Source organism: Tistrella mobilis KA081020-065 (genome assembly GCF_000264455.2).
Classification (GTDB): domain Bacteria; phylum Pseudomonadota; class Alphaproteobacteria; order Tistrellales; family Tistrellaceae; genus Tistrella; species Tistrella mobilis.
Genome location: NC_017956.1, coordinates 248,316 through 270,540, shown reverse-complemented (window position 1 = coordinate 270,540; position 22,225 = coordinate 248,316). Strand labels below are relative to the sequence as shown.

At 67.5% G+C, this 22,225-nt stretch carries 18 protein-coding genes; 9 read left to right on the top strand and 9 right to left on the bottom strand.

The window, feature by feature from the left end; genetic code table 11:
* Positions 1-36 precede the first annotated feature (36 nt).
* Positions 37-1,521: a catalase gene (locus tag TMO_RS01310; protein ID WP_014743774.1), complete on the top strand. Its 1,485-nt coding sequence runs from the start codon at positions 37-39 to the stop codon at positions 1,519-1,521.
* Positions 1,522-1,729: 208 nt separating this feature from the next.
* Positions 1,730-2,158, top strand: a complete 429-nt coding sequence (locus TMO_RS01305) for a YbaN family protein (protein WP_014743773.1) — start codon at positions 1,730-1,732, stop codon at positions 2,156-2,158.
* On the opposite strand, the gene TMO_RS01300 is transcribed toward TMO_RS01305, so the two are convergent.
* On the bottom strand, positions 2,155-2,826 hold the full coding sequence (locus TMO_RS01300; protein WP_014743772.1) for a TetR/AcrR family transcriptional regulator: 672 nt from the start codon (positions 2,824-2,826) through the stop codon (positions 2,155-2,157). The genes TMO_RS01305 and TMO_RS01300 overlap by 4 nt on opposite strands.
* Before the next feature lie 159 nt (positions 2,827-2,985).
* On the opposite strand from TMO_RS01300, the gene TMO_RS01295 reads away from it, so the two are divergent.
* The 4 genes from TMO_RS01295 to TMO_RS01280 are packed head-to-tail and all read left to right on the top strand — an operon-like array spanning position 2,986 to position 6,733.
* A complete protein-coding gene (locus TMO_RS01295; protein WP_014743771.1) occupies positions 2,986-4,503 on the top strand; it encodes a flavin-containing monooxygenase in 1,518 nt (505 codons plus the stop codon).
* The gene (locus TMO_RS01290) at positions 4,503-5,453 is read left to right on the top strand and encodes an alpha/beta fold hydrolase (protein ID WP_014743770.1); all 951 of its coding nucleotides are present in this window, start codon (positions 4,503-4,505) and stop codon (positions 5,451-5,453) included. The genes TMO_RS01295 and TMO_RS01290 overlap by 1 nt, the downstream gene beginning before the upstream one ends.
* Before the next feature lie 42 nt (positions 5,454-5,495).
* A complete protein-coding gene (locus TMO_RS01285; RefSeq protein ID WP_014743769.1) occupies positions 5,496-5,987 on the top strand; it encodes a MarR family winged helix-turn-helix transcriptional regulator in 492 nt (163 codons plus the stop codon).
* Positions 5,984-6,733, top strand: coding sequence for a DNA alkylation repair protein (locus TMO_RS01280; RefSeq protein WP_014743768.1), 750 nt, complete (start codon positions 5,984-5,986; stop codon positions 6,731-6,733). Before TMO_RS01285 ends, TMO_RS01280 begins: the two co-directional genes overlap by 4 nt.
* A 40-nt stretch (positions 6,734-6,773) precedes the next feature.
* On the opposite strand, the gene TMO_RS01275 is transcribed toward TMO_RS01280, so the two are convergent.
* The 3 genes from TMO_RS01275 to gcvA form a co-directional block, all read right to left on the bottom strand.
* On the bottom strand, positions 6,774-7,889 hold the full coding sequence (locus TMO_RS01275) for a sulfate/molybdate ABC transporter ATP-binding protein (RefSeq protein ID WP_014743767.1): 1,116 nt from the start codon (positions 7,887-7,889) through the stop codon (positions 6,774-6,776).
* A 111-nt stretch (positions 7,890-8,000) separates the two neighbouring features.
* Positions 8,001-8,918, bottom strand: a complete 918-nt coding sequence (locus TMO_RS01270) for a hypothetical protein (protein ID WP_014743766.1) — start codon at positions 8,916-8,918, stop codon at positions 8,001-8,003.
* Between the two features lie 34 nt (positions 8,919-8,952).
* Positions 8,953-9,879 (bottom strand): transcriptional regulator GcvA, encoded by a 927-nt coding sequence (gene gcvA, locus TMO_RS01265; RefSeq protein ID WP_014743765.1) that lies wholly within the window; start codon positions 9,877-9,879, stop codon positions 8,953-8,955.
* Between the two features lie 238 nt (positions 9,880-10,117).
* Between gcvA and TMO_RS31940 the strand changes: the two genes are divergently transcribed.
* Positions 10,118-10,369 carry a DUF1127 domain-containing protein gene (locus TMO_RS31940; protein WP_014743764.1) on the top strand — a complete coding sequence of 84 codons (252 nt, stop codon included), beginning with the start codon at positions 10,118-10,120 and terminating at the stop codon, positions 10,367-10,369.
* Positions 10,370-10,451: 82 nt separating this feature from the next.
* Here TMO_RS31940 and TMO_RS01255 read toward each other — a convergent pair whose 3' ends face one another.
* The 3 genes from TMO_RS01255 to TMO_RS01245 are packed head-to-tail and all read right to left on the bottom strand — an operon-like array spanning position 10,452 to position 13,338.
* Positions 10,452-11,747, bottom strand: a complete 1,296-nt coding sequence (locus TMO_RS01255; protein WP_014743763.1) for a TRAP transporter large permease — start codon at positions 11,745-11,747, stop codon at positions 10,452-10,454.
* On the bottom strand, positions 11,744-12,316 hold the full coding sequence (locus tag TMO_RS01250; protein ID WP_014743762.1) for a TRAP transporter small permease: 573 nt from the start codon (positions 12,314-12,316) through the stop codon (positions 11,744-11,746). Before TMO_RS01250 ends, TMO_RS01255 begins: the two co-directional genes overlap by 4 nt.
* Before the next feature lie 32 nt (positions 12,317-12,348).
* Entirely contained in the window at positions 12,349-13,338 is a 990-nt protein-coding gene (locus tag TMO_RS01245; RefSeq protein WP_014743761.1) for a TRAP transporter substrate-binding protein, read from the bottom strand.
* 324 nt (positions 13,339-13,662) lie between these two features.
* Between TMO_RS01245 and TMO_RS01240 the strand changes: the two genes are divergently transcribed.
* On the top strand, positions 13,663-14,244 hold the full coding sequence (locus TMO_RS01240; protein WP_014743760.1) for a TIGR00730 family Rossman fold protein: 582 nt from the start codon (positions 13,663-13,665) through the stop codon (positions 14,242-14,244).
* 6 nt (positions 14,245-14,250) lie between these two features.
* Here the strand turns inward: TMO_RS01240 and TMO_RS01235 are convergent, their stop codons facing one another.
* Positions 14,251-14,679, bottom strand: a complete 429-nt coding sequence (locus tag TMO_RS01235) for a MarR family winged helix-turn-helix transcriptional regulator (protein WP_014743759.1) — start codon at positions 14,677-14,679, stop codon at positions 14,251-14,253.
* Between the two features lie 100 nt (positions 14,680-14,779).
* On the opposite strand from TMO_RS01235, the gene TMO_RS01230 reads away from it, so the two are divergent.
* A complete protein-coding gene (locus TMO_RS01230) occupies positions 14,780-15,301 on the top strand; it encodes a PaaI family thioesterase (protein ID WP_014743758.1) in 522 nt (173 codons plus the stop codon).
* Positions 15,302-15,340: 39 nt separating this feature from the next.
* Here the strand turns inward: TMO_RS01230 and TMO_RS01225 are convergent, their stop codons facing one another.
* Positions 15,341-22,177, bottom strand: a complete 6,837-nt coding sequence (locus TMO_RS01225) for an autotransporter outer membrane beta-barrel domain-containing protein (protein WP_187297801.1) — start codon at positions 22,175-22,177, stop codon at positions 15,341-15,343.
* Positions 22,178-22,225 lie beyond the last annotated feature (48 nt).

Genomic DNA, 22,225 nt, shown 5'->3' with positions numbered 1-22,225 from the left:
AAGCCGATGCCAGATGCATGTGAGGAGGCAGACCCCATGAGCACGCCCAAGGACGATGCGATCCCGATCACCCGGCCGACCCTGACCACCGCCGCCGGTGCGCCGGTTGCCAGCAACCAGTACAGCCGCACCGCCGGCCGCCGCGGCCCGGTCACGCTCGACGACGTCCACCTGATCGAGAAGCTGGCGCATTTCAACCGCGAGCGGATCCCCGAGCGCGTGGTGCACGCCAAGGGCTCCGGTGCCTTCGGCAGGCTGACCATCACCAACGACGTCACCCGCTACAGCAAGGCGAAGATCTTCGCAGAACTGGGCAAAGAGACCCCGCTGCTGATCCGGTTCTCGACCGTGGCCGGCGAGCGCGGCGCCGCCGATGCCGAGCGCGATGTGCGCGGCTTCGCGGTCAAGTTCTATACCGACGAGGGCAACTGGGATCTGGTCGGCAACAACACGCCGATCTTCTTCATCCGCGACCCGCTGAAATTCCCCGATTTCATCCACACCCAGAAGCGCGATCCGCGGACCAATCTGCGCAATTCCACCGCCATGTGGGATTTCTGGTCGCGCAGCCCGGAGAGCCTGCACCAGGTGACGATCCTGTTCTCGGATCGCGGCCTGCCGGCCACCTATCGTCACCAGCACGGCTTCGGCAGCCACACCTTCGGTCTGGTCAATGCCGCCGGTGAGCGCGTCTGGGTGAAGTTCCACCTGAAGTCCATGCAGGGCATCCGCAACATCACCGATGCCGAGTCCACCGACATCATCGGCCGCGACCGCGAGAGCCATCAGGCGGATCTCTACGAGGCGATCGAGCGCGGCGACTATCCGCGCTGGCGGATGATGATCCAGGTGATGACCGAGGCGGAGGCGCGGCAGACACCCTATGATCCCTTCGACCTGACCAAGGTCTGGCCGCATGCGGATTTCCCGCTGATCGAGGTCGGCGTCGTCGAGCTGAACCGGAACCCTGAGAACTATTTCGCCGAGATCGAGCAGTCGATCTTCAGCCCCGGCAATCTCGTGCCCGGCATCACCGCCTCGCCCGATCGCATGCTCCAGGCCCGGCTCTTCGCCTATGGCGATGCGCATCGGTATCGGGTGGGGGTGAATGCCGACCAGCTGCCGGTGAACCGGCCGGTCGTCCAGGCGCATCCCGCCCATCGCGACGGCGCCATGCGCTTCGACGACAATGGTGGCCGGCAGCCCAATTACGAGCCGAACGGCTTCGGCGGGCCGGTCGAGGATCCGGCGGCCGGCGAACCGCCTTTGCCGCTCGACGGCCCGGCCGACCGCTACAGCCATCGCGAGGGCAATGACGATTACACCCAGGCCGGCGATCTGTTCCGGCTGATGAGCGAGGCCGAACAAGACCGCCTGATGACCGCAATCGCCGGTGCCATGGCCCCGGTGCCTGAAGACATCCAGCGCCGCCAGATCGGCCATTTCGCCAAGGCCGATCCCGCCTATGGCGCCGGGGTCGCCGCACGGCTGGGTCTGAGCCTCAGGGACGCGGTCGAATGACCTCTGCCTGACCTGCCATCCCGCCCCCCGATTGCGCCCCGGGGGGTGGCGGCGGCGGTGGTTTCCTCCGTGTGCCCACCCGGATGTCCGCCGCCGCCCGCAGGGATCGCCTGCCTCCCGGTCCCTGCGGGAGATCGTCGCACGGCCGGTTGTTGCCGCGACCGGCCGTGCGGCCTACTCTCCACCCATGACGACGGAGCCGGACCCGATGTTGCGCGACACGGCCGACGAGCGCGGGCCAGAGGCGGCCGCGCCCGATGGGGAAGCTGCGCCTGCCCACCCCCGCGCCCGGCTGCTGCGCATCGCCGGCTGGATCTGCGTCGGGCTGGGGGCGATCGGCGCGGTGCTGCCGCTGATGCCGACCACCATCTTCCTGATTCTGGCCGTCGCCTGCTTCATGCGCGCCGATCCGGAACTCGCCCGACGGCTGCTGGAACATCCCCGCTACGGCCCCTCGATCCGCGCCTGGCGCGAGCGGGGGATCGTGTCGCGCAAGGCGAAGATCGCGGCCGTGGTCGCGATGACGGCCGGCCTGGCCCTTTCCTGGGCGCTCGGCGCACCGACCATGGTGCTGGCCGGGACTGCGGCCATCCTTATCCCCGTCGCCACCTGGCTGGTGCTGCGCCCGGAAGACTAAGCCTGCACCTCCGGAACCGGCCCGGGACGCACACCGCCTGCCGCCGCCAGCAGCCGGCGACCCTCGGCCGTGAGATAGGGCTCGAAGATGCCCATCAGCTGCCAGGCGCCCCAGTCGAGATGCCGGCGGGTGATGTCGCCGACGCCGTGACGCATGCGCAGATAGTCGATCCAGTAGGTCGCGACGATCCAGGCGTTGACCATCATCCGCTCCAGTTCGTCGTCATCGGCCACGATCAGCCCGTTTGCTGCCATCGACCGCAGCGCCCGGCGCAGATCCGCCTGGCCCTCATCGGCCAGCGTTTCCAGTTCGGCCTGCAGGCCCGGGGCCAGCCTGCGGACGACCATGGCGTCCCGGTAGAAGAACCGCCATTCCCACATCAGGCCGAACCAGCCGCGGAAATACCGCGCGGCCCGGGTCTCGGCCTCGCCCTCCGCCAGATCGGCCGCCGCCACCTCGCGCAGCTCGGCCGCGAAAGCCGCGAACAGGGTCTCGAGGATCTGCTCCTTGCGCTTGAAGTGGTAATAGAGGTTGCCCTCGTTGATGCCCACCGCCGCCGCGATCTCGGCGGTGGTGATGTCGGCCGTCCCCCGCCGGTTGAACAGCTCCCGGCAGGTTTCCAGGATCCGCTGTCGCGTTCCCGACCTGCGCCCTGTCGTCGTCGCCATGCGGATCCTCCTGCGGCACGTGTTGACTCGCCTAAGGTAAACACCTTAGCCTGACCTTCGTGCAAGCGTAGCACGCAGACCGTCGCGGATCAGAGAGACCGGCAGGGTCCCGCCCGAAGCATCCGGCCCGTCCCGCGATGCCAGGGAGGATACCCGTTCATGGACACCACCACGATCGGCTCCGGCAGTGCCGGGGCCGAAGCCGCTGACCTGCGCGCCGTCGACGTCCTGGTGATCGGCGCCGGCCTGTCGGGCATTGCCGCCGGCTACCACCTTCAGACCCGCTGCCCCGGCATCGACTATGCGATCCTGGAAGCCCGCGATGCGATCGGCGGCACCTGGGATCTGTTCCGCTATCCCGGCATCCGCTCCGACAGCGACATGTACACCCTGGGCTTCGGCTTCCGTCCCTGGATCGGCGACAAGGTTTTCGCCGACGGCCCCTCGATCCGCGACTATGTGCGCGACACGGCCGCCGAATTCGGCATCGACCGGCGGATCCTGTTCGGCCACCGGGTCGTCTCCGCCGACTGGGACAGTGCGACAGCCCGCTGGCGGGTGCTTGTGGAAGCCGGGCCCGAGCGGCGCCCGCGCCGTTTCACCTGCCGGGTGCTCTATGCCTGCAGCGGCTATTACGATTATGCGGCGGGCCATATGCCCGACTGGCCGGGCATGGCGGATTTTCGCGGCAGCATCATCCATCCCCAGGACTGGCCGGCGGATCTGGACCATCGGGACAAGCGGGTGGTGGTGATCGGCAGCGGCGCCACGGCCGTCACCCTGGTGCCGGCCCTGGCCGAAAGTGCGGCACATGTCACCATGCTGCAGCGCTCCCCCACCTATATCGTCGCCCGGCCATCCCGGGACGCCGCGGCAGGCTGGCTGCGTCGCCATCTTCCGGAACGTCTCGCCTTCCGGGCGGCCCGGTGGAAGAACGTGCTGCTGTCGATCTATTTCTACAACCTCGCCCGCAGGAAGCCGGCGCTGGTGAAGTCGAAGATCCTGGCCGGCGTGCGCCATCAGCTGGGCCCCGACCAGGATCGCCACTTCACGCCGGCTTACGACCCCTGGGATCAGCGGCTCTGTCTGGTACCGGACGGCGATCTGTTCCGGGCGATCCGGGCCGGCACCGCCTCGGTCGTCACCGACGGCATCGAGCGCTTCACCGAAACCGGCCTCCGCCTCACCTCGGGCGAAGAGCTGGCGGCCGATATCGTGGTCGCAGCCACCGGCCTCCGGATGAAGCTGCTCGCCCATATCACCCTCTCGGTCGACGGCCGGCCGGTGCGGGTGGGGGAAACGACCTCGTACAAGGGCATGATGTTGAGCGGCGTGCCCAATTTCGCGCTGGCCCTCGGCTACACCAACGCATCCTGGACGCTGAAATGCGAGCTGACCGCGCAGCATCTCTGCCGGCTGATCCGCCGCATGGATGCCAGGGGGGCCGACTGGTTCATGCCCCGCCCGCCCGCGCCCGGCCTCGCCACCCGGCCGGCGATCGACCTCGCCTCGGGCTATGTCCGCCGGGCAGCCGCGGACCTGCCTCGTCAGGGCGACCGCAAGCCCTGGCGGCTCAATCAGAACTATCTCCTCGATATGGCCGCACTGCGCTACGGTTCGGTGGTCGACGACAACCTTGCCTTCGGGCAGCGCAGAGATGCGGGAGGTGCAGGCTGATGCTTCTGCAAACGATCATCGCGCTGGCTGCGACCGGCGGCGGGCTCGCCCTGTTCACCGGCTGGACGGCCAGCCGGGTGGAAAAGGCGCTGCCGCCACGCGGCCGGTTCATGGATGTCCGGGGCAATCGCCTGCACTATCTGGACGACGGCACCGGCCCGGACGACGACCGGCCGGCGGTGGTGATGGTTCATGGTCTCGGCGGCCAGATGCATCACTTCACCCACAGCCTGCTCGGCCGGCTCCGGACCGATCACCGGGTGATCGTGGTCGACCGGCCGGGCTCCGGCCATTCCACCCGTCCCGACGACGCGCCCGCCAATGTGCTGGCCCAGGCCGGCGTGATCGCGGATTTCATCCGGGCGCTGAAGCTGCCGCGCCCGCCGCTGCTGGTCGGCCATTCGCTCGGCGGCGCGATCGCGCTGGGCGTGGCGCTGGATCATCCGGAGACGATTTCGGGTGTGGCGCTGATCGCCGCTCTCACCCACCCGCAGGAGACGCCCCCCGACATCTTCAAGGGGCTGGCGATCCGCTCGGATATCGCCCGTCGGCTGGTCGCCTGGACGATGGCGACGCCGATGTCCTTCCTCCGCGGCCGCAAGGTGCTGGACGAGGTGTTCGGCCCCGATCCGGTTCCCGCGGACTTTGCGATCGCCGGCGGCGGCCTGCTCGGCCTCAGGCCCAAAGCCTTCCGCTCGGCCTCGATCGACATGGTGGCGGCCAATGACGACCTGCCCGCCATGACGGCCCGCTATCCCGACATCGCCCTGCCCGTCCACATGATCTTCGCCCGCGGCGACCGGATCCTCGACTGGCGCGCCCATGGCCAGGCCCTGCAGGCAAAGCTGCCGGCGCTGCAGCTGACCCTGATCGACGGCGGACACATGCTGCCGGTGACTGCACCGGATGCGGTCGAGACCCTGATCCGCAACGCGACGCAGCGGGCTTGATCTTTCATAAGGCACCATATTATATGGCTCCTTATGAACAAAATGGACACCAAATATCAGGCCCTGATCGACGAGAGCCGACGGCGGGGCCTCACCGGGCTCGACAGGCTCCGGACCTGCATGGAGCTGCTGTCGACGGCGCGGGCCATCGATCGCGACTGCGCCATCCGGCTCGGCAGCCATGGCCTCTCGGAAGGCAGGTTCGTGCTGCTCTTCCTGCTCCGCGACCGGACGGACGGGCTGGCACCGCATGTCCTGGCCGATCGGGCCGGTGTGACCCGTGGCACGATCACAGGTCTGCTCGACGGGCTGGAACGCGATGGACTTGTCCGGCGCACACCAGATCCCGAGGATCGCAGACGGGTCAGGGTGATGCTGACGACGTCCGGCGAAGCGGTGACGGCCAGGGCGTTCCAGGAGCATGCCGGCTGGATCGCCGGACTGACGGCGGGGCTTTCGGCGGAAGAGCAGGCAGACCTCGTCAGGCTGCTCGGCAAGTTGAGAGCAGGTCTTGCCAGCGAGGACGGATCATGAAGCCGACGGCTCTTTCCCCCGACCGCCATGCCGCGCTCAATGCCGGAGAGGTTGCCGCCACGACCCTTGCCGAATGCCTTGCGGTCGATTTCGCAATCCTGATGCGGTCGGTCTTCCCCGATGCCGGTGGTCAGGTGCTGCAGGCGATGGATGCGACGGCGGCACTCGGCATCTCGCGGCGCATGGCGCTGACGGCGGAGCTGATCATCGGCCGCTATGGCCCCGAGGTGATCCGGCACCTGGCCGATCACCCATCGGATACCGTCCGCGGCTGGGCCTGTTTCGCCGTGGGCCGGACCGCCCCCGCAGATCACGACCTCTGGTGCGAGGCCATCCGCCCCTTCGCCGACGACGGCCATTTCGGCGTCAGGGAATGGGCCTGGCTGGCGATCCGTGACCGGATCGCCGCCGACATTCCGGGTGCCATCGCGGCGCTGATGCCCTGGACGGCCGAGACCTCGCCGCGCCTGCGCCGCTTCGCGAGCGAGGCGACCCGGCCGCGCGGGGTCTGGTGTGCCCATCTGAAACCGCTGAAGGCGGACCCGACCCCGGGCTTCGCCCTGCTAGAGCCGCTGAAGGCGGACCCTGAAAGCTATGTGCAGGACTCGGTCGGCAACTGGCTGAACGATGCCGCCAAGGACCGGCCCGAGACGGTGCTGGCGCTCACCGGCCGCTGGCAGACTGAAAGCCCCTGCCCTGCCACGGCCAGGATCTGCCGGCGGGGGCTGCGCTCGATCCGGGCGTGACGGGGGCCAGGGTATGACGGGGGCCGGGGCATGACACGGGTCAGGCGGCGACCGGCTCGGTCAGACCGACATCCCAGCCGGTATCGTCGTCGAAAAACAACCGCCCCCGCTTGACCCGGAGTGCGACCGTCCGGCCAGTGGCGAGGCCGAGAGCGTCGGCTTCCTCGCGCGGCAGTTCGGCCTCGACCAGATCCAGCCCGGGCACGTCGAGTTCGATGCGCACCGAGGCGCCGAAAGCCACCAGATGGCGCACGGTCGCCGGCAGCGCGTCGGCGGTCCCCGCCGGCAGCACCGCCAGATCATGCGGCCGGACATAAAGCGTACCCTGTTCGGCGCGGGTCGCCTCCAGCCCCACCGGCAGCGGCAGCCCCGCCGTGCCGGCCCCGCTGACGCCCGCGACCTTCAGGCGCCCTGCATCAACCGTCACCGGCAGCTTGTTGACGTTGCCGAAGAACTGATAGACGAAGGCCGTCGCCGGCCGGTCATAGACCTCGGCCGGAGTACCGATCTGTTCGATCCGGCCCTGGGACATCACCACCACCCGGTCGGCGACTTCCAGCGCCTCTTCCTGGTCGTGGGTCACGAAAACACCGGTCAGGCCCAGATCGTCGTGCAGACGGCGCAGCCAGCGGCGCAGCTCCTTGCGGACCTTGGCGTCGAGCGCGCCGAAGGGCTCGTCGAGCAGCAGCACCCGGGGTTCGATGGCGAGCGCGCGCGCCAGCGCCACGCGCTGCCGCTGGCCGCCCGACAGCTGGTTGGGGAAACGGTCCGCCAGGCTTTCAAGCTGCACCATGCGCAGCAGCGACGAGACCCGCTCGGCAATCTCGGCCCGCCCCGGACGGCTGGCACGCGGCCGCACCGTCAGGCCGAAGGCGACGTTGTCGAAGACGGTCATATGCCGGAACAGCGCGTAGTGCTGGAAAACGAAGCCCACCCGGCGCTCGCGCGCCCCCAGGCGACCCGCATCCTCGCCACCGAAGCGGATCGCGCCACGGTCGGCGGTCTCCAGCCCGGCAATGATGCGCAGAAGGGTGGTCTTGCCCGACCCCGACGGCCCGAGCAGTGCCACAAGTTCACCATCGCGGATGTTCAGGTCGACATCGACCAGCGCGTCATAGCCGCTGAACCGCTTGGAGAGGCCCTTGATCTCGATCATCGTGCGTGTCCTTTTCCACCACGAACCGAATTGTCCGTGGGGAAGGGGCGAGAGTCAAATTATTTTACAGTCGTATGCGTCGCATATCGGCGATGCGATCTTCTATATACGTCATTTTTTGTGTGATTTCCCCGTCGTGCAGGACAGCAGCGCCGCCTTCAGCCCCGGCAGGCGCTCTAGGGGCAGGGACAGCTCCGCCTGCGGATCGGTGCTCCCGTCGGGGATCAGGGTTCGGGCAAGACAGCGGCTGGCGGGATCGTCGTATTCCCCAAGCCCGTCGGCGGTGACCGTCACCACCTCTCCCGGCAGCGGCGGCGCATCGGCGGCACCGCCATGGGGGGCGAGCGTGGCAGCGTCGAGACGCAGCAGCACGGTGCCGGCACAGCAGGCGGCGCAGAAAGGCAGGTCTTCGGCAGCCTTGCCCAGGGCCGCGGGCACGCCGTCGGGCGCGTCATCCGGCGCCAGGCCCAGGATCAGCGAAATCAGATCGTAAGGGGTCGCCCACTGGGCCACGTCCAGCGCCCTGCCGTCGACGCGGGTTGCGGTATGGATGCCCCCGTTGCAGCGGTCCCCCGCCGGTGCCAGAACCAGATCCTCCAGCACCGGCACGCCTTCCGCCGCGGCAAGCCGCCCCGACAGCAGCATCGAGAACACACCCGTACCGCCACCATTCTCGACCAACTCATAGACCAGACGATCGCCATCGAAACGACCGACCAGGCGGCTGCCCACCCAGCCCCGCGACCAGCCGCCGGGATTGTTGCCCTCTGGCTCGGCCGGCGGGCGGACCATCACCATCATGTCCTGGCGCGGGTCCGGCGCGATCTCGCTCCCGGGGCAGCCGGCCAGCGGCAGGCGTTCCAGCGCCGTCTCTCCGGTATAGGCCTGCGAGACCAGGCTGTCGAAACAGGCAGGATGGACCATGGCCGGGTCGAAAGGCGCAGATGCCGTCCCGGACGACGCAGAGGCGGGAACCGACCACGCCAGACCGGCGATCAGACCGGCGGCGAGTGTGCTGCGGATGCCCATGGCGTCGGATACTCCTGGATCGCGGGAGGACCACTCACTCCCGCCTGGATGGCTGACCGGTCAGCGCTTCCTGCCGCAGCCAGTCGGTGAAGGCCAGGACCCGCGGATCGTTCCAGCCGGTCTCGGTCGACACCAGATGATAGGCCTGTGCGGCCTGGATCTGAATCGAAAGTGGCCGTACCAGCCGGCCAGCCGCCAGGTGATCGGCGATGAGCGCGCTGCGCCCCATGATCACGCCCTGGCCCGCAACGGCCGCCGCAACGGCAACGCCGGTGTCGTTGATCCGCATTTGCCGGTCCAGATCCTGAGGCGGATCAATCCCGGCGGTTGCGAAGAAGCTCCGCCAGGAGACGGCGACCTCGCCGCCCGTCACATCGGCATCGTGGATCAGCGGCAGATCGAGCAGGGCCGCGGGTTCCGTCACCGGCCCCAGCCGTTCCAGCAGCGCCGGGCTCATCACCGGCCCGAGCGTTTCCTCCATCAGCCGCTCGGAAACCAGCCCGCCGTCGATCGCCGTGACATAGCGGATGGCAAGATCGACCGTGTCGCGATCGAAATCCACCAACCGGGTCTCGGCGCGCAGGAACAGCTCGACATCCGGATAGGCCTCGCGGAACCGGCCGAGCCGGGGGGCGAGCCAGAGACCGGCGAAGGACGAGAGCACACTCACGGTCAGCCGCCCGCCCAGAGTCCGGCCGCGCAATTCGGCTGTGGACCTGGCGATGCGGTCGAAGCCGTCGGTCAGTCCCGGCAGATAGGCGCGTCCCGCCGCGGTCAGCAGCAGACCGTTGGGCAGGCGGCGGAACAGGGTGACGCCGAGCCAGGCCTCAAGCCCCTTGATCTGATGGCTGACGGCGGCCGGCGTGACGTGCAGCTCTTCCGCCGCACGGGCAAAACTGGAATGACGGGCGGCGGCTTCGAAGGCACGCAGACCGTTCAGGGGCGGCAATTTGCGCGGCATGGCATGTCCGGACCGGGCATCCCGCCGGCGCGGCGAGCCGGCCCGGCGGGGGTAGAGGACGGGCGGGCCTTCATCGTGCCCGTCGCCGCCCGTCGTGACCCACGAATAGTTTTCCTAAGGGAGTGTACGAGAAAGCCTCGTTTGCCCGCAATCGGCCAAGGACGGAAGATGCAGTCACCGCCGGAGCCGTCCCTCATCCCCCCATCCGGCGGCTCCCTTCCAGCCGGAGATGACGAAGATGACCGTCGTGACCCTGCGGCACCGCGCCGACGCCTGCGCGGGAGCCGGACTGCCCCCCGTTCGCGCCCAGGCTGCCGTGAAGCCGGTTCACGGCGTGCTCGAGCGGATGATTGCAACCCTCGGCCTCTGGGCCGAGCGCCACCGGCAACGCCGCTGCCTTGCGACGCTCGATGCGCATCTGCTGCGCGATCTGGACATCGACCCGATCGATGCATCGCGGGAGGCGAACAAGCCCTTCTGGCGCGCCTGACCCCCACATCCGCCCCCGCAAAAAAATGGCCGCGGCTCCCGACCGGAGCAGCGGCCATTCCCGTTTCAGGCCCTGCACACCATCAGCCGACCATGGCGTTGCCGAACAGGGTGTTGGGCAGCCAGAGCGAGATTTCCGGCACATAGGTGATGATGATCAGGAAGGTGATCAGGATCATCAGCCAGGGCCATGCGGCCTTCACCACGCTCAACACCGGCATGCCGGTGATGCCCGATGTCACGAACAGGTTGAGCCCGACCGGTGGCGTGACCATGCCGATCTCCATGTTCACCACCATGATGATGCCGAAATGGATCGGGTCGATTCCAAGGCCGGTGGCGATCGGGAACAGGATCGGCGCCAGGATCAGGATGATCGCCGAGGGCTCCATGAAGTTGCCGGCGACCAGCAGGATGATGTTGACCACCAGCAGGAACTGCCAGGGCGCCAGCCCGGCTTCGGTGATGCCGCGGGCGATCGACTGCGGGATCTGCTCGGTGGTCAGCACATGGGCGAAGAGGAAGGCATTGGCGATGATGAACAGCAGCATCACCGTGACCTTCGCCGCATCGACCAGCACATGCGGCACATCGGTGAACTTCAGGTCGCGATAGACGAACAGCGCCACCACCGCCGCATAGACCGCCGACACCGCAGCGGCTTCGGTGGGGGTGAAGATGCCGCCATAGATGCCGCCCATGATGATCACGATCAGCAGCAGGCCCCAGAGCGCGTTACGGCCGGTTCGGATCACTTCGGCCAGCGGCGCCCTGGGCTGGCGCGGAATCCTGTTCACGCGCGCCGAGATGTAGATCGCGGTGGCGAGCATCAGCCCGAGCAGGGCCCCCGGGATCACACCGGCCATGAACAGCCGGCCGACCGAACTTTCGGTCGCCGCCGCATAGACCACCATCACCAGCGAGGGCGGGATCAGGATGCCGAGCGTGCCGGCATTGCAGACCACACCGGCCGCGAAGGTCTGGGTATAGCCCGCACGGACCATGCCCGCGATCACGATGGAGCCCACCGCCACCACGGTTGCCGGCGACGAGCCCGACACCGCGGCGAACAGCATGCAGGCCACCACCGACGCGATCGCGAGGCCGCCATACATATGGCCGACACAGGCATTGGCGAAGGCGATCATCCGCCGCGCCACGCCGCCGGTCGTCATGAAGGCGCCGGCCAGCACGAAGAACGGGATGGCGAGCAGGGTGTAGAGTTCGGCGGTCTGGAAGAATTTGAGTGCCAGCGACGCCATGCTGTCATTGGCGAAGAGCAGGATGGTGAGCAGGCTGGACAGGCCGAGCGAGATGGCGATCGGCATGCCGATGATCAGGAAGGCGAAGAGCGCCACGAACAGGAAGAGTGTGGTCACCGGCCCCGCCCTCCCCGTGCAGATGCGTCGTCGGTGGGGTCGTCCTTGCCCCGCTGGTCGAGCGCCATGGCCTCGGCCGCCTCGTCCGCCAGCTGGAAGCCCTCGGCACGCCCGGTCAGGATCGCCCAGCCCTGCTCGATCAGCCTGAGGCCCAGCAGGGCAAACCCCACCGGCAGGATGATCGACAGCATCCAGCGTTCGACGGGGATGTCCTCGGCCTCGATGCCGAGCATCATCATGCGGTCGGTATAGTTCCAGGATCCCCAGAACATCAGGCCGGCGTAAAGCAGCGCCAGGGCGACCGCCACAAGCCCCACCACCTTGCGGGGGGCGGCCGGCATCATCTTCACCACCAGGTCGATGCCGATATGGGCATGGACCCGCACGCAGTACGAGATGCCGATCATGATCAGCCAGGCGAAAAGATAGAAGGTCGCCTCAAGCGCCCAGACCAGGCCGCTGTTGAACACGTAGCGCAGCACCACCTGGACGAAGGTGAGCAGCGTCATGGCAGCCAGGAGGAAGGCGATCGCGCCTTCCTCCAGCCGTCCCCAGATGCGGGCGATCATTGCGGTGATCCCGTGAACCGGGTCGCGGCCGCTCAGCTGGCGCCGTTCGACGCCTGGGCCGCGTCGATCACGTCCTTGCCGATCTCACCCTCGAACTTGGTCCAGACCGGCGCCATGGCCTTGCGCCAGGCCGACACCTGATCCTTGGTGAGGGTCAGGATCTCGGACGAGCCGCTTTCGGCGATCCGCTTCTTGTCGCGCTCGTTGATGTCGTTGGCCATCTTGTTCACGGCCGTCGTCACCTCGCCCATGATCTTCTCAAGCTCGGCACGGACATCGTCGGGCAGGCCGTTCCAGAATTCGGTGTTGGTCACCACCATATAGTCGAGCACACCATGATTGCTCTCGGTGATATACTTCTGCACCTCGAAGAACTTCTGGCTGTAGAGGTTCGAGTAGGGGTTCTCGGCGCCGTCGATCGCGCCGGTCTGCAGCGCCTGATAGACTTCCGAGAAGGCCATCTTCTGCGGGTTGGCGCCCAGCGCTTCGAACTGCGCCAGCAGCACGTCGGAGGCCTGGATGCGGAACTTCAGGCCCTTGGCATCTTCCGGCATGCGCAGCGGCGTGTTGGCCGACAGCTGCTTCATGCCGTTATGCCAGTAGCCGAGGCCGATGAAGCCCTTCTTCTCCATCGAGCGCAGCAGGCTGCGGCCGATATCGCTCGCCTGGAAGCGGTCAACGGCTGCGATGTCGTCGAACAGGAAGGGCAGGTCGAAGACCTGAAGCTTCTTGGTATAGCGGTCGAACTTCGACAGCGACGGCGCGATCAGCTGGACGTCGCCCAGCGCCAGGGCCTCCATCTCCTTGCCGTCGCCGAAGAGCTGCGAGTTCGGGTAGACCTCGACCTTCACCTTGTCGCCCAGCCGCTCGGCGACGAGCTTCTGGAACATCAGGGCGCCCTGGCCCTTGGGCGTGGAGTCGGCCACGACATGGCTGAACTTGATGACGATCGGATCGGCGGCCATGGCACTGCCACCGGCCAGCAGGCCCGCCACGACGGCGAGCGACGCGAAAATGCGCATGGATCGGTTCCTCCCCTGGACCTGATCAACGGCTCCTCAGGCGCTGGTATGCGGTCCGGACCCTCGTCCCCCGGAGGCTCTGGCCGGGGATCGCTCCCCGGACATGGCCGTTGTTTTTCCCGGACCGTCACGACGCCTTGATGACGGGATGTTATCATCCCCACATGCCCGATGTAGCACGACCTGAGCGGTCGGCCGGAATGGAAAATCGGTCAACCTCTCGTCGAAACGCGATTTCGGGCGATTTGTTTCGTATATCGGGACAAGCCCGATGAATGGAAGACGGCCCGCGCCCCGCCGCGGGCCTGATACCGAGGAGAGAGAATGAACCGGCTCTGCGTCTTCTGCGGCTCCAACCCCGGCGACACCCCCGCCTTTACCGAGGCAGCGCGGCAGCTGGGCCGCGAGCTGGCCCGGCGGCAGCTGGGCCTTGTCTATGGTGGCGGCCGGGTCGGCCTGATGGGCCAGGTGGCCGACGCCACCATGGCGGCAGGCGGCGAGGTGATCGGCGTGATCCCCAAATCGCTGGAGGACCGCGAAGTCGGCCATCGCAACATCACCGACCTCCGGGTGGTGGGGTCGATGCATGAACGCAAGGCGATGATGGCCGATCTCGCCGACGGCTTCATCGCCCTGCCCGGCGGCATCGGCACCTTCGAAGAACTGTTCGAGGTCTGGACCTGGGCCCAGCTCGGCAGCCATGCCAAGCCGGTGGGGCTGCTGGACGTCGACGGCTTCTACCAGCCGCTGCTCGGCTTTCTGCACCATGTCGCCCAGCGCGGCTTCATGAAGCCGCAGCATCTGGACATCCTGCTGGTCGACACCGACCCGGCCCGGCTGATCGAACGCTTCGCGGCCTATCGCCCGAAGGTCGAGCACAAATGGATCGAGATCGAAGAGCGCTGAGCCGCCTCAATCGATCCGGGCGATGACCTCGTCCAGATCACCCGTCAACCGGCCGCGCAGTTCCGGCCCCAGCAGCGTCGCAAGCTCGTCCTGGGCGGCCCGCCACAGCGGTGCCGCCCGGCGCAGCACCGCCCGGCCCTGTTCCGTGATGACCAGCAGGCGACGACGGCGATCCTCCGGGTCCGCCCGGGTTTCGATCAGCCCGGCCTGTTCCATCGGCCTCAGATTGCGGGTGAGCGTGGTCCGGTCCGTCACCAGACGCTCGGCCAGCTGGCCGAGCGGCGCCGGCCCGTCGGCCCTGAGCAGGGCCAGAACCGGAAACTGGGTGATGCGGAGCCCCGCCGGCTCCAGCCGCCGGTCGTAGAGCCGTGTGACCTGCCGCGCCGCCTGCCGCAGCCGCAGACAGGTGCAGGGAAGATCCGTCCCGCCCGTCATCATCTCTCCCCTTGCCGTCTATGCTGCACCGCATTAGTCTGCAGCATAAGAGTGTATATACACGTATTTGTGGGCACAAGCCGGACCGGGAGTTCCGTCCATGACGAGCGAGATCAACGCCGCGGCAACCGAAGCGACCGAGGGGCGGGGCATCGGCGTCGCCAGCCTCGAGGAGATCGCCGAAATCTCGGGGCTCGAAATGCTGCAGCGCCTCGCCGCCGGCGACCTGCCCCGCCCGCCAATCGGTGCCACGCTCAATTTCGACCCGGAAACGGTGGAGCACGGTCGGGTGGTCTTTGCCGGCACGCCGCTCTTCGACCATTACAACCCGATCGGCACCGTTCATGGCGGCTGGATCGCGGCGATGCTCGACAGCGCGCTCGGCTGCGCCGTGCACAGCACCCTCGCCGCCGGATCGGCCTATACCACGGTGGAGATCAAGGTGAACTATCTGCGCCCGGTGACCACGGCGACCGGCCGGATGCGGGCCGAGGGCAAGGTCATCCATGTCGGCCGCAGCTTTGCGACCGCCGAGGCGACGCTCACCGACGAGGCAGGCAAGTTGTATGCACACGGCACGACCACCTGCGCCATCTTCCCCCTGTCACGCCGGGCGGGGTGATCCCCGCCCGAACATGACCAGCCACAGATCGCGGACGGATCACCAGGAGAAGCGCAGCCCGGCCGTCAGCCGATGATCCCCGCCGGTCTCGTCTATCGCACCGGCATAGCCGACCCCCACCGTCACGCCCGGCGCGACATCGGCCTCGACCCCAGCCCCGATCCGGCCCGTGGTCCGGCCCTGCGAAATACCGGTCACCTGGAAGGGGTTCGCCGGATCCCCGGCAAAATGCGCGGTCAGCGTCTGATCCCGATCGAGCAGTTCCTGGCCGATACCCAGGGTGAAGCTCGGCCGGATCACGGTCTCGCCCTTCGCCGCATCGCCATAGGCCGTGGAGAAGCGCACGCCGGCGAAGGCCTCCAGCCCTTCGACCGTGCCGCCCTGGACGACCAGCGCTGCGGCGCCGGCACCGGTTTCGGTGACGTCGTCGCTCTTCTGCCGGTCATAGATCAGGCGCAGCATCGGGGTGACGGTCCAGCTCGGGGCCCCCGCCGCCGCCTCGGGCGTGCCGGGCTTCGCCCCCGGCACCACAAGATCGGTCGAAACGCCGATGGCGGCAGTCACCTGATCGGTATCGAAGCTGCCCCGGGCCGTGCGGCCGGTACCGGTGATCGACCGGTCGGCATCCGAAGACGACCGGGTATAGGCGACCACCGCATCCAGCGTCACCGGCCCGGCCGGCACTGCACCATAGGCGCCGACATGCCAGCCGGTGGTATCGATGCCCGCATCCCGGCTGCGAGCGGTGGTCCGGCCATCGGTCACGCCGGCTGCGATGCCGAGGCGCGCCGTCTCCCCCACCGCAAAGTCGATGCCCACCGCCGTGCCGGCGCTCCGCCAGCGCAGATCGCCCGCGTCATCCTCGCCGCTGGTCCGGCCGGTATTGCCGAAACCGGTGATCCAGGCGCCACGATGACCGGCACGACCGGCATTTGCCGCCCCATCAACGAAGGCGCGGCCCGTTCCGCGCAGATAGCGCCAGTGGCCGGCATATTCGGATCCGGCGAGATCGCCGAGGGCCGCGGCCGCATCGGCATCGCCCAGGGCCGCCAGCTCGCTCAACAGCTGGTCGCGATCCCCGGTCGCCGTCAGCCCCTGGGTCTCCAGCACGGTTGCGACATTGCGGGCATTGCGGGTGGTGGCGAGCGCCCGGAAGCCGTTCTCGGTATCGACCAGCCTGAGCGAGATCACATCGCCATCGGCCAGCAACCGACCGACCAGGCCGGCCCGATCGGTTTCGATCGCATCGAAGGTGCCGGTAATGCCGTCCGCTGCCGTGATCAGTTCGGTACTGGCATAGCGGGGAGTACTGCCGTCGAACGAGGTCAGCGACAGCGTACCGCCCTCGATCGTGGCAGCACCACCCACCACCAGCCGGTCGGTAACGGTGCCACCGGCACCGTCCGCGGCATATTCCATGGCGAGCGTGCCGGTTGCGGTCTGGGTGAAATCGCCGGTGACGGTGATGGTGCCGATCGAATTGCCCGGCGCCACCCGGCCCTCATTGATCAAATCGCCGTCGATCGTGCCATTGCCGGAAAGCGTCCCCCCGGTCCCGACCGTCATTTCATCGCCGGTGAAGCGGCCGTCGAGGCGGACACCCCCCTCGTTCACATCGAAGGCGGCAGCGAGCAGATTGCCCGAGAAGCGCCAGGTGCCGGCCCCCTCCTTCTCGATCAGACCGAAACCGATGAGGTCATGGGCGAAGCTGCCGCCGCCTTCGAAGGTGGCGACGCTGTCTTCCCGGTCGCGGGCTGCATCGAGATCATTGGTCTCCCCGGCCAGAATATCGCCATCGATAACGGCGCCGTCGCGCACGGTCAGCCAGCGCTCGTCGGCATCGTCCGAGAACAACAGGGCCCAGCCTTCTTCGTTGGCGCCCAACCTGCCGCCGATATCGGCGATATTGACCATACCCGCGTCATAGACCACACCACCCCTGATCTCCCCCCGGTTGATCAGGGTCGGTGTGTCGATCAGCAGGGCCTCCGGGTCGATCGAGTTGGTGAAGGCAATGCCGAGAGCGCCGGAGATCAGGCCACCCGCCTGATTCTCGACGTAAGACTCGCCGCCGACCTGGATCGCCAGGCGCTCTGCCTCGATCACGCCCGCATTGACCACATCGACCAGACCGTCGGCATCGGCAGAAATGGCGACACCACCGCTGATCCGGCCCCCGGCCGCATTGGTCAGTGTGCCGTCGCCGACCAGGAACATGACGGGCGTATGCCGCTCGTCATTCCCACCTGAGATGGCGCCCGCATTCTCGACGTCGAAGCCACCTTCGACATCGATGGCACTGATCCCGCCGGTGATCTCACCGCCCGCCCGGTTGACGATCGACACATCATCGGCCGTGGCATAGACGCCATAATCCTCGCCGGTCAGGAAGCCGGCATTGTCGATGTCGAGCGTATCGACATCGGCATCAATGGCCGTGACGCCGGCGATGCGCGCGCCCGACAGGTTGGTCACCTCGAGCGACGCCCAGGCAGACTCGTCCGAGAGGCCGGCATCGATGCCGTCGGCATCATTGCCCGCGATCAATCCGGCATTGGTGACGACGGCCCCATCGACATCGAGCAGATCGATCACGGCGGAGTCGGGCTCTCCGTCTTCACCGCGTGCACCGGTCCGGATCATCACGCCACCGGCACGATTGTCGACCACCGCACCATTGCCGCTGAGCCAGAGTCCGCCATCGATCAGACCGGCCTGATTGACGATCGTGACGTCTTCCCCCGAAAGGTCGACGGCACGGATGCTGCCGGCAATCCGGCCACCGATATTTTCCAGGACGAAACCGTCACCAAAACTGGTCACGGCCACGCCGGCCAGGATCTGCCCCTCATTGCGAACGGTGGCGCCGTCGCCATAGGCGTCGCCCAGATCCACCACCCCGGCCTCCGCGCCCGAAATGACGCCGCCGGCCGCGTTCACCAGACTGCCGCCCTCCAGCAGAACGGCGGCATAGATCTCGTCCGGGTCGGCCAGAGGGTCATCCTCATCGTAGCGACCGAGCGAAACAATGCTGCCCGAATTGTAGATGGCCCCGCTGCCGAAGTTGACGGCCACATCTTCGGTCGCCTGGATCACGCCGGCATTGATCAATCCCGCCAAAGCTTCCGGATCAAGGAGTACAATGCCGCTGCCGCCCGAGATGACGCCTCCCTCGGCATTATGGATCGAGCCACCGACAAACGAGACGCCGGCTTCGCCCCCTGAAATCGTGCCGGTGTTCTCCAGAAGCAGATCACCTTCGATCAGGACGCCCGCGACACTGCCACTGATCGTGCCACTGTTGTCGATCTCGGCGGTACCATCGACCAGAGCGACGATTCCGATGCTGCTGTCCAGGTCGCCGATATCTTCGAGACCATCAGTCGGGCCGTCCACACCCGTAATCCGGCCGCTGTTGGAGATCACGACCGATCCGGCCTCGATCAACAGCCCCGTGTTGCCGCTGATCAGCCCCGCATTGTCGACGACGACCTGCGGTCCGGCGAGTATGTTGGGGGCGTTGCCGGCAATGACACCGGTTTCGCCATTTTGCAGGCTGAGCACCCCATCGCCGGCCGCCGCCATGAGGCCGGAGATGTAGCCGGCATTGTCGATCGTCGCATTACGTGCGGCGGCCAGGCCGAGCCCTCTGATATCACCGGCGATTACCCCGTCGATATCGTTGGTGACAGTAACCTCTTCACCGGCGGCCCCGAGGCCGGTCAACACGCCCGTGATGACACCGGCATTGCTGATATCGACCGTCCTGCCGAGAACGGCCATGCCGCCATTCTCCTCACCACCACCGCCGCCGCGGATCAGCGCACCGGCGCCATTGGAGACCGACACGGTATTCGCCTGCAGCCGGACCCCGGTGCCGCCGTCACTGACGATCACCCCGCCATTGCCCAGCAGCACCTCGCCGGCGACGACCTGCATGGCGGGTCCATCAGCTGCAACGATGGTGTTGGTATTGGCGATCTCCAGCCCGCCGACGATATCGGCCGCCAGTGCCACGCCGGCACCACGCGCCTGGATCAGGCCATCATTGGCGACGGCGGTCTCAAATTCATTCGCTTCATCGGCCACATCGCCGATCATCACCGCACCGGCGCCGCTTTCGATCACGCCGGTATTCGCGATCAGCCCGCCGCTGCCGGCCAGAATGGCGACCCCTTCCGCATCGTCGCCGCCGAAGGTCGGATCGGTGGACGATATGCGCCCGGCATTGGTGAGCGATGCCGTGCCCGCCAGCAGAAGAGCCGGGCCGGCGGCCTCGATGACACCGCCCGCAGCATTGTCGACCACCGCATCGCCTTCGACCGTGATCGCAATGCCCTGCTCGGACCGGATGAGGCCGGCATTGGTGATCAGCGCTTCGCCCACGATCTCGATTGCAGAGCCTTCGGAGACGATCTCGCCGCCGGCCCGGTTGTCGATGGTTGAACCGCCCACCGCCTTGACGGCAACGAAGCCGCCTGAAATCCGGCCGCTATTCTCGAGCGTGAGCCCCCCCTCGGTGCCGATGCCGACCACGCCCCCGGTGATCGCCCCGCTGTTGGCAACACTGGTTCCGGCCGTCGTGATGCTCGCGAGGCCGGCGCCGCTGCCCCCTTCGATGGTTCCCGTATTGACGACCCGACCCGCGTCGCCCCCAAGAACCAGGGCAGAGACCCCACCCTGAATGACACCCGCATTGTCGACCGTGATCGCCTCGCCGAGCAGCCCGTTCTGTTCATAGGCAGCCACAACACCTGTCGCGGCGTTGTCCAGCCGGGTGGACATGCCACCGTCGACGATCATGCCGTTGATGAAGCCGGCATTCTCGATCGCCGCTTCATCCGCGGCGGCGAGGGAGACTCCCATCCCGTCACCGGCGATGATCGCCCCCACCCGGTTGGTCACCACGGTCCTGTCTCCGAGGACGGCGAGGCCCGCGATCATCTGCGCGTCCTCATCGGCACTGCCGCCGATAATGGCTCCTGCATTATCGATGATGGCCGTGCCGGCCTGAAGCAGGATACCTTCGGCGCCAGCCGACAGAATGTTCCCACCCTGACGGTTGGAGACCGTCACCCGTCCCGCCACGTCAACAATCACCCCTCGACCGGAGCCTTCGGAGCGAATCAGGCCGGCGTTCTCGATGACCGTCTCACGGTCGGCCGGATCCTCGTCCCCCATACCGTCCGACACGGCAATGCCGGACCAGCGTCGGTTGAGGATCACGCCGCCCGCAAGATTGTCGACATGGCTGCCACTGCCCACGGCCACTGCACCGTCCGGGACATCGGCGGGCACGACACCGTGGACGGTGACAATCTGCCCGGCATTGACCACATCGGCGGCGCCGGTGGTGAAAACCGCCGTCCCCCAGGTCAGAATCTCGCCCGCGGCAGCGTTGGTCAGAGTGGCATCGCCATCGATCAGGAAGCCGGTGCCACCGGCGACCAGGCCCTCGTTGACGGCATGGGTGACATCGGCAGTGGCGCTGACGGCCGGAGCCAGGATACCGTCGATCGTGCCCCGGTTTTCGATCCGGATCACGTCACCGGAAAGCACGGCCGCACCGTTGAAGCCGGTGATCCGGCCGCCCGTTTCATTGATCAGGATGGTCTCGGCCGGCCGGTCCGCGCCTTCGCGGGTGCCCGCAATCAGGCCGATTTCGCTGCTCCGCCCGGGCCTGCCAGCCTCGATCGTGCCGGCATTTTCCACCCGCACGATGCCGCGGCCCGTGACGAGATTGTCGGTTTCGGCAGTGATCGAGCCGCCAGCGAGATTACGCAGCAGGGCCTGCGCCTCGCCGTCGATCATCACGCCGTTCAGCACGCCGCCATTGACGACCTCTGCCGTATCGGCCGCCTCGACCGTGACCCCGGCCTCGCGCCCCAATACCATGCCGCCGGCCTCGTTCCGCACGGTTGCGGTGTCGGCCTGAATGGCAATGCCGCCCGCCACGGGCTGGGCGCTGTTGACCCCGCCGGCAATGGTGCCAGCATTCGTCACCTCGACCGCACCGCCGGTGATGCCGAGGCCGATGGCGTCGCCGATGATCACCCCGTTTGCACCATTGGCGAGGATCACGTTGCCGGCATCGATCAGGGCGCCATCGGTCCTGCTGCTCTGGATCGTGCCGTCATTGCCCACCACCGCCTCGGCGGCCTGAACAGCCAGAGCCGGTCCAGCGGCGAAGATCGCACCCGACGTCTGATTGTCGAGGGCGAAGAGGCCGCTTCCCCCGGCCACCAGGCCGGCACCTGCCTGACCGGTGATCACGCCGGCATTCTCGACCCCAAGCCCGGCAGTACCGTCCGGATCGGCCATCTGCACGCCGGCAGCACCGGTGATCCGGCCATCGCTGCCGTTGACCAGGGTGCTGCCGACCAGCCCCACGGCCAGCCCCTCCGCGGTGATCTCGCCGCCATTCTCAAGCGTCCAGCCCGCCGTCTCGGACGAGACTGCCGGTGCATCGCCGGTCACCGTCCGGCTGGCCCCCGCAGTGATCTCCACCGTCGTCGGCAGATCCGACAGCTCTTCAAGCCTGAGGGGGGTATCACCCGAGCCGACCGGAATGGTCTCGGCCAGAACCTCGTCGCGGCTGCCCGCCCCCCAGACCATTACGGTCATCGCGGCACCGGCCATCAGCCGGCGCCTCAGATGGATGAGACGGCGGGACAGGTCGACCTCGTGGCAGAGAGAGCGGGGGTGGCCAGCCATGATGCGCACATCCTTCGGGCAAGACGATCCGACGCCGGAGCCGGGCGCTCCGACCGAACATTGAACATGTCCGAGCGCAACCGGTGCCGGAAGGCCCACAGATCGACAGGTCAACCCGGGTTTACATCGCCTTAACCCTGAGCCGCGCCCCGAAGCTGACACAGGTTTTCCCGTGGCGACATCAGCCCCGCTCAGGCATGCTGGCGGCCA

Coding starts and splice junctions, on each gene's coding strand:
- TMO_RS01275 (WP_014743767.1), bottom strand. CDS start 7,889: ATGATCGAGATCAAGGGCCTCTCCAAGCGGTTCAGCGGCTATGACGCG.
- TMO_RS01230 (WP_014743758.1), top strand. CDS start 14,780: ATGACGAGCGAGATCAACGCCGCGGCAACCGAAGCGACCGAGGGGCGG.
- TMO_RS01270 (WP_014743766.1), bottom strand. CDS start 8,918: ATGGGCATCCGCAGCACACTCGCCGCCGGTCTGATCGCCGGTCTGGCG.
- TMO_RS01235 (WP_014743759.1), bottom strand. CDS start 14,679: ATGACGGGCGGGACGGATCTTCCCTGCACCTGTCTGCGGCTGCGGCAG.
- TMO_RS01290 (WP_014743770.1), top strand. CDS start 4,503: ATGCTTCTGCAAACGATCATCGCGCTGGCTGCGACCGGCGGCGGGCTC.
- TMO_RS01245 (WP_014743761.1), bottom strand. CDS start 13,338: ATGCGCATTTTCGCGTCGCTCGCCGTCGTGGCGGGCCTGCTGGCCGGT.
- TMO_RS01300 (WP_014743772.1), bottom strand. CDS start 2,826: ATGGCGACGACGACAGGGCGCAGGTCGGGAACGCGACAGCGGATCCTG.
- TMO_RS31940 (WP_014743764.1), top strand. CDS start 10,118: ATGACCGTCGTGACCCTGCGGCACCGCGCCGACGCCTGCGCGGGAGCC.
- TMO_RS01280 (WP_014743768.1), top strand. CDS start 5,984: ATGAAGCCGACGGCTCTTTCCCCCGACCGCCATGCCGCGCTCAATGCC.
- TMO_RS01310 (WP_014743774.1), top strand. CDS start 37: ATGAGCACGCCCAAGGACGATGCGATCCCGATCACCCGGCCGACCCTG.
- TMO_RS01250 (WP_014743762.1), bottom strand. CDS start 12,316: ATGATCGCCCGCATCTGGGGACGGCTGGAGGAAGGCGCGATCGCCTTC.
- TMO_RS01305 (WP_014743773.1), top strand. CDS start 1,730: ATGTTGCGCGACACGGCCGACGAGCGCGGGCCAGAGGCGGCCGCGCCC.
- TMO_RS01240 (WP_014743760.1), top strand. CDS start 13,663: ATGAACCGGCTCTGCGTCTTCTGCGGCTCCAACCCCGGCGACACCCCC.
- TMO_RS01285 (WP_014743769.1), top strand. CDS start 5,496: ATGGACACCAAATATCAGGCCCTGATCGACGAGAGCCGACGGCGGGGC.
- TMO_RS01295 (WP_014743771.1), top strand. CDS start 2,986: ATGGACACCACCACGATCGGCTCCGGCAGTGCCGGGGCCGAAGCCGCT.
- gcvA (WP_014743765.1), bottom strand. CDS start 9,879: ATGCCGCGCAAATTGCCGCCCCTGAACGGTCTGCGTGCCTTCGAAGCC.